Consider the following 12,675-nt stretch of genomic DNA (forward strand, 5'->3'; position numbering starts at 1 on the left):
CTCAGTTCTTCCCGAACGCCGGCGCGCCGCCGGGCCGGTCGGTGGTGCCGTACGCGAGGTAGCCCTGCTGGGTCGTGATGTGGTCGGCGACATACCTGGCGTCGTGCCATACCCCCCAGATGAAGCTGGAGCCCCGGCGGGACAGCCAGGGCAGGCCCAGGAAGTAGACGCCGGGCTCGGAGGACACCCCGCGCCGGTGGTTCGGCCGGCCGTTCTCGTCGAACGCGTCGACCTGGAGCCAGCTGTAGTCGGTGGCGAAGCCCGTCGCCCAGACGATCGAGGTGACCCCGGCCCCGGCCAGGTCGAGCTCCAGGCGGGGCCTGGTCGCACACTCCGGGTCCGGCCCCAGGACATGGGCCTCCGGCTCCTCGGGGAAGTCGAGCCCGTTGCGCTCGATGTACTCGTCGGCCGCCCGGAGGAACGCCAGGTACTTGCCGTCGCCGAGCGCGATGTTGGCGGCGAGGTCCGGCGCGAAGCGCAGAACACCGTCGTCGTAGGACGCGGCCATGCCGACCAGCTCGATCCCGGTGGCGGCCAGGGCGCGGAAGTCCACGGTGTGGCCGCCGCGGGCGCCACTGACGGCTATCGTCACATGCTCGGCCCCCCGGGGAGGCGTCTCCGCGTCCCAGATCCCGAGCACACCGAGCCACCAGCAGAAGTCACGTCCGCGGTACTCGCGGGGCGGGCGGTCGTGCGGACCGACGGAGAGGAACACCCGGCGGCCGGACCGGCGCAACTCGTCGGCGATCTGCACCCCCGAGGAGCCGGCCCCCACCACCAGGACCGCGCCCTCGGGCAGCTGCTCCGGGTTGCGGTACCCGCTGGAGTGAAGCTGTACGGGGACGGCGCCGTCCGGGACGATGGGCGGGATCACGGGCCGCTGGAACGGTCCGGTCGCGGCCACGACGAAGCGGGCGTCGAGGGAGCCCTCGGACGTCTCGACCCGGAAACCGGGCCGACCGGTGTGCCGGCGCACTTCGGTCACCTCGACACCGCACCGGATCGGGGCGCCGATCTTCTCGGCGTAGGTGACGAAGTAGTCCGCGACCTGCTCCTTCGAGGCGAAGGCATCGGGGGCGACGTCGGAGAACTCCATCCCCGGAAACCGGTCGTGCCACGCGGGCCCGTTCGCCACCAGGGAATCCCACCGCTCCGAACGCCACCGCTCGGCGACACGGTGCCGCTCCAGCACGATGTGCGGTACGCCATGGGCCCCCAGGTGTTCGCTCATCGCCACGCCCGCCTGGCCCGCCCCGACGACGACCACTTCAGTCTCTTCACTCGGCATCTCAGCCTCCACTCAGGCGGTAGTCCATCCCGGTGTCGCGACGACTGCGCTACCGCACGAGACATCCTGAGGGGGTGGCCGAAAATCTGTCCAACAGATGTTTCCGTTGAAGGAGATCTGATTTTCAGATGTGAGTGTCGAGGGTTTCGACTGCCGCGAGGAGGTGCGGGGTCACACGCTTCCGGGTGCGGGACATCCGCTCGCCGTCGATGACGCCGCTGAGGGTCTGCCGCCAGGTGGCCGGCGGCGGGCCCAGCGGTGCGGCGGGGTAGCCGAAGCCGGTCCCCGCCACGGTGTGGAGGCGGGCCACCACCGCCCCCAGCTCCGTTCTGAGCCGGCGGCGCTCGTCGTCCCGGATCGTCTCCGACAGCCCGTTCCAGGGTCTGCCGGGGCACAGGGTGCTGATCAGATACGGCCCGCCGGCCGCGTACGGGTCGAGTTCGCTGTGCAACACCGTGGGCACCGGGATGCCCGGCGCCGTGGCCGCCGAGGTGTAGAACGCCACTTCGCCCCGGAGGAGCTCCTTCTCGTGGCTGAGCCCGGGAGCCGACGGGGGCGGGGGGATCTTCACCACCCACCGCCGGTGGTCCTCGAAGACGACGCCCACCACGGTGTTGTACGTCCCGCCGGACAGGGGCGTGCAGCGCGCGGTGTCCGCGTCGGCGACCCCCGCGGCCTTGAGCGCCGCGGAGGCCGCGGCCACCTGGCCGTCCTCGTGCTGTCGGCTCACGCCTGTCCCTCCTCGGCCCGACCACGGGCCACTCACCGCGGGACCGGACGAGCCGGACCGCCAACTCGCCGCCTGATCCTACGCAGTTGCGGGCGACCAGGGGCCCGGCCCTGGCCCAGCGGTGAGCGGAAACAGGACGCTCAGCGGACCAGCAGGTCCCGGATCGCCCCCGCGACCTCGTCGGGTGCCTCCTCGGCCATGAAGTGTCCCGCGGAGGTCAGCCGGTGGTCCAGGTCCGGCGCCCACGCCTTCCACACCCCGGCGGCGTCGTACCCCAGCCGCGCGCCCCAGTCCTGCTGGACGACCGTCACGGGCATGGCCAGCTGGGACCCGGCGTCCAGATCCGCCTGGTCCTGGGTGACGTCGATGCCCGCCGAGGCCCGGTAGTCCGCGACGATCGACGTCACCGCCGCGGCGCTGGCCCGCAGGTACTCGGCACGCACCTCCTCCGGCATGGCGGTCGGGTCATTGGCCCAGGCGTCGAGGAACGAGCCGAAGAAGGCGTCCGCGCTGTTGGCGATCATCACCTCCGGCAGGCCCGGCGGCTGCGCCATGAGGAAGAGGTGGTAGCCGACCGCCGCCGAGGCGCCGCGCAGGACGTCCCACATGTCGAGTGTCGGCACGATGTCCAGGATCCCCAGGTGGGTGACGGTCTCAGGGTGGTCCAACCCCGCCCGGAAGGCGACCAGGGCACCCCGGTCGTGACCGACGAGGGCGAAGCGCTCGTGGCCCAGCGCCGCCGCCAGGGCCACGACGTCGGCGGCCATGGTGCGCTTGGCGTACACCTCGGGCCCGGTGGCCGCCGGCTTGTCGCTGGCGCCGTAGCCCCGCAGGTCGGGACAGATCACCGTGTGCCCGTCGGCGAGCCGCTCGGCGACGTGTCGCCACATCAGATGGGTCTGGGGGAAACCGTGCAACAGCACCACCGGGCTGCCGCTGCCGCCGACGGCGGCAGCCAGCTCCACACCGTCCGCACCGGGCAGCCGGAGGTGGTCGAAGCCGGGAATGGTGAGCGTCATGAAAGGCCCTCTCTCTTCGGGTGGGGGACTGACGGGATCACCCTGGACGACGGCGATCAGCAGCCGATCAGCACGGTTCGGCGCGGCCGGCCCCCGGCACGGAGGATGGGGACATGAGAATCGATGTGCTCGGTGCCGTGCGGGCCCTCCGGGACGACGGCAGCCCGGTCGACCTGGGCGGCCCCCGCCATCGCGAGGTGCTCGCCCGGCTCGTCGCCGCCGAGGGACGGATGGTCACCACCGACACCCTCGTCGACGACCTGTGGACCGATCCGCCGGCCCGCGCCCTGGGCGCCCTGCGCACGTTCGTCGCCGCGCTGCGCCGCGCCCTCGAGCCCGACCGGCCACCCCGCGACGCGCCGCGCGTACTCGTCACCGAAGGCCCCGGCTACGCGCTGCGCCTGCCGCGCGAGGACGTGGACGTCCACCGGTTCCAGGACACCCTGGCCCGCGCCCGGCGCGACCCCGGCGCGGTGACCGACCTCGGCGCGGCACTCGCGGCCTGGCGCGGACCCGCCTACGCCGATGTGCCCGGCTCCGCGTGGGCGCGGCGCGAGCGGACCCGACTGGAGGAGCTGCGGCTGGAGGGCGTGGAGCTGCGCGCCCGTATCCTCCTCGACTCCGGGGAGGGGGCCGATCTCGTCGCCGCACTGGGTGCCCACGTGGCCGAACATCCGTGGCGCGAGCCGGCCTGGGGGCTGCTCGCCCGCGCGCTCCACCGCGCGGGCCGCCAGGCCGACGCGCTGGCCACCCTCCGCCGCGCCCGCGCGATGCTCGTCGATCAGCTCGGGCTCGACCCCGGCACCGACCTCCAGCGCCTGGAGACGGACCTCCTCAGCGGATCCGCGCCCCCCGAAGGCGTGCGTACCGCGTGGGCGGGCCCTGGCGTCCGGCTCGGCCCGCGCACCACCGTGGAGCTGGCCCGCACCCTCGCCCTGGCGGGTGGCGACGCCCTCGTCCACTCGCGGCGCGACCGCCTCGCCGCCGTCCAGGCGGCGGAACGCACCGGAGACCTATCCCTGACCGCCCGGATCATCGGCGCCTACGACGTGCCCGCCCTCTGGAGCCGCGCCGACGACCCCGAGCAGTCCCGCGCGGTCGTCGCGGCGGCCGAGCGTACGCTCACCGCGCTCGGCCCCGGCGGCCCCGCCGACCTGTCCGCCCGCCTCCTGGCCACGATCGCCGTGGAGAGCCGCAGCGCCGACCTGTCCGGGACCGAGCTGGAGCGCGCACGGCAGGCGGCACGGCAGGCCGAGGCGCTGGCGCGGGACCTGGCCGATCCCGCCCTGCTGGCGTTCGCCCTCAACGGCGTGTTCCTGCAGTCCTTCAGCCGCCCCGGGCTCGCGGCGGTACGGGACGTGATCGGCGCCGAGATCCTCGACCTGGCCACCCGGCACGGGCTGCCGGACTTCGCCGTCCTCGGCCGGCTCGTCCGCCTGCAGTCCGCCTCCGCCCTCGGCGACCTCGACGCCGCCACCTCGCACGCCGAGGCCGCCGAACAGCTCGCCGCCACCGCCGAGGCGCCCCTCGTCCCCGTCCTCACCGGGTGGTTCCGGGCCCGGGCCACGGCCGCCCGCAGCACCGAACCCGGCGGACCGACCGCCGCCACCGCCGCGGCGCGCTACCGCGCCGCCGAGGACGCCCTCCGGACGGCCGGCATGCCGGGGCTGCACCGCGGCCTGTTCCCGCTCGCCCTGCTGGGGCTGCGCCTGCTTCACGACCGGCCGGCGCCCACCGACCCGCGTCTCGACTGGGGCCCCTACCGCCCCTGGGCGCGCCCCCTCCTGCTGCTCGCCCAGGACCGGATCGAGGAGGCCCGTACGGCCCTCGCCGCGGTGCCCGAGCCGCCGCGCGACCACATGCAGGAGGCGCTGTGGTGTCTGACCGCCCGCGCCGCCGTACGCCTCGGCGAGCGCGGAACGGCCGCACGGGCCGCGGCGGCCCTGCGCGAGGCCCGCGCGGAACACGCCGGCGCCGCCAGCGGAATGCTGACCCTCGGCCCGGTGGCGCGGTACCTGGCCGAGGCGGAGGCATGCGCCGCCGGAGCGGGGTGAGCGGCCCCGGCTGGGGGGTTCTTCCGGTTTCCGGACCTACGCCGTGCGCGGGCCCGGCTCATTCCGCCTCCCGCCGGTGGGCCTGGCGCCGCGCAGGCCGAAGGCGGAGACCGCCGCCCCCGGCAGCACCATGACCCCGGCCGTGGTCGTGATGGGCAGCCAGCTGCCCGGCGACCTGTCCTTCGGCCGCCTCAGCCCCGCCTCCCTGGTCATCGCCGCCCTGTGGGTCATCGGCCTGGTGCTGCTCGACCGGGCCGGCAAGGGACTGCCCTGGCGGGAGGGCGGGGACGCCCCCGGCGCCCAGCCGGAGCCGCGTGGTCACTCCAAGGGCAAGAAGGAGAAGGCCGCCACCGACCAAGGGGTCAGCACCGTGCGGGCGGCCCTGGTCTTCACCGCCGCCGCCGCGGCAACGCTGATCGCCGGTGTGGTGATCGAGCGCAGCGGCGAGGAGTTCTTCGCCCGGCAGGGCCTGAGCGGCGTCCTGTTCGGTGCCACCGTGCTGGCCGCCGCCACCGCCCTGCCGGAAATCAGCACCGGACTGACCTCGACCGAACTGGGCGACTACCAGCTCGCCGTCAGCGACATCTTCGGCGGCAACGCGTTCCTTCCGGTGCTGTTCCTGCCCACCGCACACCACACCGACATCTATCTCACCGCCCTCGGCATCGTCCTCACCACCGTCTACATCGCCGGTCTGATCTTCCGGCCGAAGCGGCAACACCTGCGCATGGGCATCGACAGCATCGCCGTGCTGATCCTCTACGCCGCCGGTATCGCCGGCCTGACCACGATCGCCGGCTGATCATGTCGTGCGGCGTCCGAGCGGTCACCGGCCGCACCGCCACGGCCGCGGCACCGGCCGCACCCCTACGTGGCGACCTCGTCCAGGAGTTGCGGGCCGTTGTTGCGGGTGTTGTTCACGGCCACGGAGACGGGCCGGGCGTCGAGGTGTCCGTCCGCGGGCTGGGTGAGCAGGGCGCGCAGGCCGCCGGCGTCCTCACGCCGGGGGTCCAGCCACGCGTCGTAGTGGTCCGGGGTGAGGGCGAGCGGCATGCGGGGGTGGATGCGACCGGCCGCGTCGGTGGCCTCGGTGGTGATGATGGTGCAGGTCATCAGCCAGGCGGCCGGATCGTCGTCGTTCTCGATCTCCTGGTTCCGCCAGTACGCGTACAGGCCGGCGAGGGCCATCACCCCGCCGTCGGCGGGGTGGACGAAGTACGGCTGCTTGCGGGTCCTGCCGGTGCTTTCGTTCTCGACCGGCTGCCACTCGTAGAAGCCGTCGGCCGGCAGCAGACAGCGGTGGCGGGCGAAGGCACGACGGTAGGCGGGTTTCTGATGCACGGTCTCCACCCGCGCGTTGATCATCCGAGAGCCGATCTTCGGGTCCTTCGCCCAGGAGGGCACCATGCCCCACCGCAGCGCCCGCAGCTCCCTGCGCACCGACGTGTCGCCGCCGTGGCGCGGGGCGCGCTGGAGGACGGCGTAGACCTCGTCGGTGGGGGCGACGTTCCAGCTCGGTGCCAGTGTCTCGGCGGGGCGCCAGTCGGTGACGTGGAAGAGCCGGGTCAGGTCCTGCGGACTGCGGGTGGAGACATAGCGGCCGCACATGCCGCCACTGTGCCACGCGCCCGCCCCGGGACGGCGGATTCCACACGGATCACCTCACCACGGTCGTGCTCTGCCCCTGTGGAATGCGTCCGCGCCTCCACGGCGCCGGCGCGGCCCGCAGGGGCGGCGGGTCGCTCAGTTCACGTCCGGGGCCGGTGAGGGCGACGATCCGGCCACGCCGGTCGTCGTCGGAACGGCGGCGGGTGATGAGCAGCGGCCGTGGACCAGCTGCTTCGTCACGCACCAGTTCCGAGGACGGGTGTCGGCCGGAGGCCGGGGTCCTCAGATGTGGATGTCGTCGGCGACGGTGGAGGTCGGGGTGTTGAGGATGGCGTCGAAGGCGTCGAGGACGGGGGTGTGCAGGTAGGTGCTCTGCAGCCGGAGGCGGTCGGGGCCCGGGGCGGGGCCGGTGTCGCCGGGGGGGCGGAGGCGTGCCCGGCGGAGGTCGGCGAGGGCGAGCCCGAGGTCGGCTTCGGCGAAGGCGGCTTCGATGCTTCCGGGCTCGGGTGGCCCCAGCGGGGTGTTGGCGATGGCGAAGCCGAATCGCGTGTTCTCGTCGCGGTGCATCTCCGCGGTGTGTCCGGTGGTGCTGGTCAGGCCGAGGGCGAAGTACTCGTCGCCGAGCAGGCGGTGCAGGTGTTGCCCCATCGGGAGCCCGGTGAGCCGGCCGTCGAAGGCGACGGGTGTCTTCTGGATGTGGGCGTTGTGGGCCGCGAGCACGACGCGGGTTCCCGGTTCGAAGCGCCGCAGGTGCCACAGGACCGACTGGGCCATGTAGAGGTCGCGGGCCGAGGTGTCGGCGGTCAGGCCGTTTCCGGCGAAGAGCTCGGCCATGGCGCGGAAGGTGTAGTCGGCGTGGCAGGCGCCTTCGAGGCGTCGCAGGGCGATGTCGTAGGTGTGCTGGTCGCTGCGGGAGACGTACAGCGGTTCGACGGAGCGGAAGCGGATGAGCAGGCGCGTCAGGGCCGCGCTGAGGGCGTCCTGTTCGGCGGTGGCCAGGCGCGCCCACGCGGGGGCGGCCACGGCCCCGGAGCCGCCGGCGAACGATTCGGCGATCCGTATCGCCGCCTGGATCGCCGGCAGGGTTTCGGGATCGACCCGGCGCAGGTAGTCGGCGACGGGGGTCAGGGCGGGAAGCAAGGACCCGCCGGCCGCCGGGATGTCGACACCGGCGAAGCGCACCGGTTGCGAGGCTGTGCGGTTGTGCCGGCGGATCCAGCGCAGCGGTTCATCCAGTCCTATGGGGATCGCCGTGGCGAGGTGGGCCGAGAGATCGTCGTCCGCGTCCTCTCCTTGGGCCCAGTCGTCGAGGGGAAAGCCTTCGCTGAAGCCGTATTCGAAGGCCAGGACGGTGAATCCGCAGCGTTCGACGAGGAATCGCAGGATGCGCCGGCGCAGGGCCGCGAACTCGCCGATGAAGTGGGAGTGCTCGCCGATGGCGACGACACGCGCGTCGCCGATGATGTCGCGGAGCGGTTCCAGGTCGTCGAGGGGTGCCGTCGGGTCGAGGTGGGTGAGTGGGACGGCGTGGCCGCGTAGCCGATCGGCGAACGGGCCGGGGTGGGACGGAGCAGGCATGCTGGGGCTCGATTCGAAAAGTGCGGTAGCTCGGAAGTGCCGGAGTTCTGAAGCGGCGGGGGCGTTGACGTGTCGGCTCGCGGCTGGGTCAGGGGCGGGGGCGCGGGGGCGCCGCCTTTTCCAGGTCGTCGATGGTTCCGGACATGATCGTGCGGAGGTGTTCGGTGAGGTGCTGGGGCGGCCAGTCCCACCAGGCCACTGCGAGGAGGCGGTCGATGTCGGCGTCGCTGTAGCGGCGGCGGATGAGCCGGGCGGGGTTGCCGCCGACGATGCCGTAGTCGGGTACGTCGTCCGTGACGACCGACCCGGAGGCGATGATCGCTCCATGGCCGATGCGGACGCCGGGCATGACCATGGACCGGTAGCCGAACCAGACGTCGTTGCCCACCACGGTGTCTCCGCGTCCCGGCAGACCGGTGATGAGATCGACGTGCTCGGCCCAGGAACCGCCCATGATGGGGAAGGGGAAGGTCGAGGGGCCGTCCATGCGGTGGTTGGCCCCGTTCATGATGAACCGCACGCCCTCGCCCAGTGCGCAGAACTTCCCGATGACCAGCTTCTCCGGCCCGTAGTGGTACAGCACGTTGCGGGTCTCGAAGGCGGTCGGATCGTCGGGGTCGTCGTAGTAGGAGAACTCCCCGACCTCGATGAGCGGGGAGGTGATCAGCGGTTTCAACAGCACCACGCGCGGCTGCTCGGGCATCGGGTGCACCACGGTCGGGTCGGCGGGCACAGGCGGCATGACCGGTCGTTTCCTTCCTGGAAAAGGGGTGTCGCGGGCTTCGGGGCGTCAGGCGCGGGCGCCGGACGCGGGTGTCCGGACGGGCCTGTCGTCGAAGGACCTGCTGACGGCGAGCGCGGGCCGGAAGAGCGTCGACCACGCCACTGGACGGACCCTAGTGCGACAGCTGTTACTTTAAGATGGTGCCACGACGCCATCCCACCGAGCAACCGGATGACCAGCGATGACTTCCCCAGCGCCACAACCGGCCGGCGACCGGCCCGCGTCGCCGCCGCGCCGCCGCCCCGGCGGCCGTACCGCCCGTGTCCGTACGCAGGTCCTCGACGCGGTCCTCGCGGAGCTCGGCGAGGCCGGGTACGACGGGCTCACCATGGAGGCCGTCGCCGCCCGCGCCGGCGTGCACCGCGCCACGGTCTACCGGCGCTGGGGCGACGTCGGCGGCCTGCTCGCCGACGTCCTGGACGCGGCGGGCGACGACGGCTGGCAGCCCCCGGACACCGGCTCCCTGAGAGGGGACCTGGCGGCGCTCAACCAGGAGATCCAGGACGCGCTGACCGCGCAGCCGCCGATCGTGGCGGCCCTGATCGCCGCCTCGTTCCGCTCCGAGAAGGCCGACCGCGCCCAGCGGCGGCTGTGGGAGGACCGGTACGCCCGCTGCGAGGTCATCGCCGCCAGGGCGGTCCGGCGCGGCGAACTCCCACCGGACACCGACGCCCGGCGACTCCTCATCGCCGCCACCGCGCCCCTCTACCACCAGCTGGTGCTCCTCCGCACGCCACCCGACCCGCGCCTGCCCGAGCAGGCGGCCACCACCGCCGCCCTCGCCGCATCGGCCGGCGCCTTCACCGAGTCCCCGCCGGTGGGCGACACCTGAGGGACCCGCCCCGCCCCGTGGTGGGGGTCCGTCGGCGGTGGCCGACAGGGCGGCGCCCGCCTGCGGGGGGCGTCAGCGACGCCGAGAGGTCAGGGCCTGCCCGAGGGGCCGGCCGGGCGGTCCGCTGTGACCAGCCACGACGTGCTGAGCAGCCGTACCGTGCCGTCCGCCGTCACATGGTCGCGCAGATGGTCCGTCAGGGTGCGGCGGGCGCGGGCCCGCGTGTTCGCGTCGGCCTCGGCCAGCAGGTGGCGGCCGGGGCCCGATTCCAGCAGGAAGTCCGCCGCGTCCTCGGCCCCGTGTCCCCATGCGCCGTGGGCCTGCGCCTGGTCGACGGCGATGCCGGTGAACCCCGCCTCGGTGAGGACGGTACGGATGCTGTCCGCGTCGGCCAGGGAGAACATGCCGGGCAGCCCCGGCCTCCCGAAGTCGCCGACCGGCAGGAAGTCGCGCAGGGACGCCACCGCCGCCGCCCAGCCGTTGAGCCCGGCGTCGGCCGGGCAGACGAACGCCTGGCGTCCGCCGGGCCGCAGCGCGTGGCGGATGTTGCGGAAGGCCGCTACGGGGTCGGCGAAGAACATCACCCCGTAGCGGCTGATCGCGGAGTCGAACGCCTCCGCCTCGAAGCGGAACACCTGCGCGTCGCCTTGTGCGAAGCAGGCGTTGGCGATGCCCTCGCCCTCCGCGCGGGCCCGGCGCGCTCACCAGCCGGGCCGTCACCGCCGAGGCGGGCTGCGCCAAGGGCCTGCTGCACGCGTACTTCGCCGGATTCGACGAGTTCGTGGCCGAGCTGTGCCCCGACCGGTTCGCGCGCACGGCGGCGAAGGCCCAGGCGCTGTCGCGGCTCGCCGGGCAGGGCACGGTGGCGGAGAACCTCGACGCCGTCGCCCTCGCGCTGTTCCGCTCCGGCGGCCCGGCCCTCTCGGGCTTCGCCATGACCCGCCCCGCGGCCGCCCTGCGCATCCGTCAGGCCCTGGAGAGCGGGGCGCCCGGCTTCACGGCGATCCAGGAGGCCATCACCCGCTATGTGCAGGACGAACAGAAGCTCGGCCGCGTGGCGCGGACCATCGATCCGCACACCGTGGCCCTCGCCATCGTCGGCACCGCCCACCACCTCCTGATGACCAGCTGGCCGGGCGCCCCCGACCCGCGGCCGGCCATGACGCGGCTGGTGTCCGCGTTGGTGGAGGCTGCCCGGTGACCGGCACCGGAACCCGCTTGCTTCTCAGCGCGCCTGGAGCCGGTCCGGCCGATCTCGGCTGACGGTCGCCAGCAGACGTCCGACCAGGGGGTTCCGGTCGTCCCTGCGCCAGGCGACGGCCACGCGCGTGCGGGCGGTGCCGGGCTTGATCCCGCGGAAGGCGACGCCTTTGAGACGGATGCGCCGGATGCTCGCCGGCACCAGGGAGACGCCCAGACCGGTTTCCACCAGGGCGCACACGGTCTGCCACTCCACCGCGTGCTGGGCTGTCCGCGGGGTGAACCCTGCCGCGGTGCACAGGCCGGTGATCTGGTCGTACAACTGCGGGCCGACCGCGCGGGGGAGCAGCGCAAAGGGCGAGTCCGCCAACTGACCCAGCCCCACGACCCGTTGGGCGGCCAGCGGCTGCGTGGCCGGCAGCACGGCCACGAACGGCTCGTCGAGTACCGTCCAGAAGCCGAGCTCCGTCTCGTCGGGGGGCGGTTCGCGCAGCAGGTCGATGTACCCACCACGCTGTCGCCGCCCACGCATCCAGGCGTTCTGAACACGGGTGCAGGGCGGGAATCTCGTGATCACCGCAGGCGTTGCAGGCCATGTCACCAGTCGGCATGGGAAAGGCCCCGCTGTGCGCGCTGTACGGATCGACCGCTTCGGCACCCCCGAGGTCCTCGGCCTCGTCGATGCTCCCCGGCCCGAGCCGGCCCCTGGCGAGGTGTTGATCAGGACCGTTGCGACCAGCATCAACCCTGTCGACGACAAGACGCGGGAGGGGGCCATCGGTGAGGGAACGCCGCCGCTGCCGATGACCCTCGGCTGGGATCTGGCGGGCGTCGTGGTGGACGGGGGCGACAGCGGGCTGCGCGCGGGGGAGCGCGTCGTCGCGATGTCGCACCAGCTCGGCTCCGGGCGGGGAACATGGGCTGATCTGGTCGCGCTCCCGGCGCGGGCGGTTGCCGTCGCGCCGCGGGCGGTGAGTCCGGTCGAGGCGGCGACCCTGCCCCTTGCCGGGCTGACGGCCTGGCAGACCCTGGACTGGCTCGGGATCTACGCCGGGGAGCGGCTGCTGATCGCCGGGGCCGCCGGCGCGGTGGGAGGGCTGGCGCTGCAGATCGCCCGCGCCCGAGGCGTCACCGTGGACGCCCTGGTCTCCCGGGACGCGCAGGCGGGCTTCGCGCGCGATCACGGTGCCGACCTCGTCACCACCGATCCCCACGCTCTTCACGCCCGCCGCTATGACGCGGTCTTCGACACCTACGGGGCCTTTGTGACCGAGGCGGTGGCCGACGGCGGCCGGTACGCGTCGATCGCCACTCAAGCCGGCCCGGTCCCCGACCTGTCCTCCCGTGGTGTCCGTACCACCGTCAACCAGGTACGCGAGGACGGCGCGGGGCTGAGCGAGCTGACCGAACTCGTCGACTCCGGATCCTTGCGGCTCCGTGTCCACGCCACCTTCGGCGTGCACGAGATCAAGGCCGCGCACGAACGCTTCCGTCAAGGCGGCCTGACGGGAAAGGTCGTCGTGGCCTTCTGAGCGGTGACGAGCCGTGCTGAGCCGCAGCGGGCCGGAGGGTAGGTTGTCCG

The 12,675-nt window shown here is 73.5% G+C and carries 11 protein-coding genes and 2 pseudogenes; 5 read left to right on the forward strand and 8 right to left on the reverse strand.

Annotation, left to right across the window (positions count from 1 at the left end; genetic code table 11):
- Position 1: 1 nt before the first annotated feature.
- The 3 genes from ABFY07_RS00365 to ABFY07_RS00375 all read right to left on the reverse strand — a co-directional run bounded on the left by ABFY07_RS00365 (position 2) and on the right by ABFY07_RS00375 (position 3,037).
- Positions 2-1,288, reverse strand: coding sequence for a flavin-containing monooxygenase (locus ABFY07_RS00365; protein WP_346172456.1), 1,287 nt, complete (start codon positions 1,286-1,288; stop codon positions 2-4).
- A 124-nt stretch (positions 1,289-1,412) separates the two neighbouring features.
- Positions 1,413-2,018, reverse strand: a complete 606-nt coding sequence (locus ABFY07_RS00370; protein WP_346172457.1) for a phosphotransferase family protein — start codon at positions 2,016-2,018, stop codon at positions 1,413-1,415.
- 140 nt (positions 2,019-2,158) lie between these two features.
- Positions 2,159-3,037, reverse strand: a complete 879-nt coding sequence (locus ABFY07_RS00375; protein WP_346172458.1) for an alpha/beta fold hydrolase — start codon at positions 3,035-3,037, stop codon at positions 2,159-2,161.
- Between the two features lie 113 nt (positions 3,038-3,150).
- On the opposite strand from ABFY07_RS00375, the gene ABFY07_RS00380 reads away from it, so the two are divergent.
- A complete protein-coding gene (locus ABFY07_RS00380; RefSeq protein WP_346172459.1) occupies positions 3,151-5,091 on the forward strand; it encodes an AfsR/SARP family transcriptional regulator in 1,941 nt (646 codons plus the stop codon).
- 76 nt (positions 5,092-5,167) lie between these two features.
- Positions 5,168-5,893 carry a hypothetical protein gene (locus tag ABFY07_RS00385; RefSeq protein ID WP_346172460.1) on the forward strand — a complete coding sequence of 242 codons (726 nt, stop codon included), beginning with the start codon at positions 5,168-5,170 and terminating at the stop codon, positions 5,891-5,893.
- Between the two features lie 65 nt (positions 5,894-5,958).
- On the opposite strand, the gene ABFY07_RS00390 is transcribed toward ABFY07_RS00385, so the two are convergent.
- The 3 genes from ABFY07_RS00390 to ABFY07_RS00400 form a co-directional block, all read right to left on the reverse strand.
- The gene (locus ABFY07_RS00390) at positions 5,959-6,699 is read right to left on the reverse strand and encodes an SOS response-associated peptidase (RefSeq protein ID WP_346172461.1); all 741 of its coding nucleotides are present in this window, start codon (positions 6,697-6,699) and stop codon (positions 5,959-5,961) included.
- A gap of 282 nt (positions 6,700-6,981) precedes the next feature.
- Positions 6,982-8,277 carry an erythromycin esterase family protein gene (locus ABFY07_RS00395; RefSeq protein WP_346172462.1) on the reverse strand — a complete coding sequence of 432 codons (1,296 nt, stop codon included), beginning with the start codon at positions 8,275-8,277 and terminating at the stop codon, positions 6,982-6,984.
- Between the two features lie 88 nt (positions 8,278-8,365).
- Complete coding sequence (locus ABFY07_RS00400; protein ID WP_346172463.1) at positions 8,366-9,019, reverse strand: CatB-related O-acetyltransferase; 654 nt, start codon at positions 9,017-9,019, stop codon at positions 8,366-8,368.
- 223 nt (positions 9,020-9,242) lie between these two features.
- Here ABFY07_RS00400 and ABFY07_RS00405 point away from each other — a divergent pair, with 223 nt between their 5' ends.
- Positions 9,243-9,893 (forward strand): TetR/AcrR family transcriptional regulator, encoded by a 651-nt coding sequence (locus ABFY07_RS00405; RefSeq protein WP_346172464.1) that lies wholly within the window; start codon positions 9,243-9,245, stop codon positions 9,891-9,893.
- 89 nt (positions 9,894-9,982) lie between these two features.
- Here ABFY07_RS00405 and ABFY07_RS00410 read toward each other — a convergent pair.
- Positions 9,983-10,588, reverse strand: a pseudogene (locus tag ABFY07_RS00410) (class I SAM-dependent methyltransferase); the annotation flags it as partial.
- Between ABFY07_RS00410 and ABFY07_RS00415 the strand changes: the two are divergent.
- Positions 10,543-11,094, forward strand: coding sequence for a TetR/AcrR family transcriptional regulator (locus ABFY07_RS00415; RefSeq protein WP_346172465.1), 552 nt, complete (start codon positions 10,543-10,545; stop codon positions 11,092-11,094). The pseudogene ABFY07_RS00410 and the gene ABFY07_RS00415 overlap by 46 nt on opposite strands.
- A gap of 24 nt (positions 11,095-11,118) precedes the next feature.
- Here ABFY07_RS00415 and ABFY07_RS00420 read toward each other — a convergent pair.
- Positions 11,119-11,595: pseudogene (locus tag ABFY07_RS00420) on the reverse strand (LysR family substrate-binding domain-containing protein); the annotation flags it as partial.
- A 124-nt stretch (positions 11,596-11,719) separates the two neighbouring features.
- On the opposite strand from ABFY07_RS00420, the gene ABFY07_RS00425 reads away from it, so the two are divergent.
- Positions 11,720-12,625: an NADP-dependent oxidoreductase gene (locus ABFY07_RS00425; protein ID WP_346172466.1), complete on the forward strand. Its 906-nt coding sequence runs from the start codon at positions 11,720-11,722 to the stop codon at positions 12,623-12,625.
- The last annotated feature ends 50 nt before the right edge of the window (positions 12,626-12,675 follow it).

It is taken from the genome of Streptomyces sparsogenes subsp. cuspidosporus (genome assembly GCF_039532705.1).
Classification (GTDB): Bacteria; Actinomycetota; Actinomycetes; order Streptomycetales; family Streptomycetaceae; genus Streptomyces; species Streptomyces sparsogenes.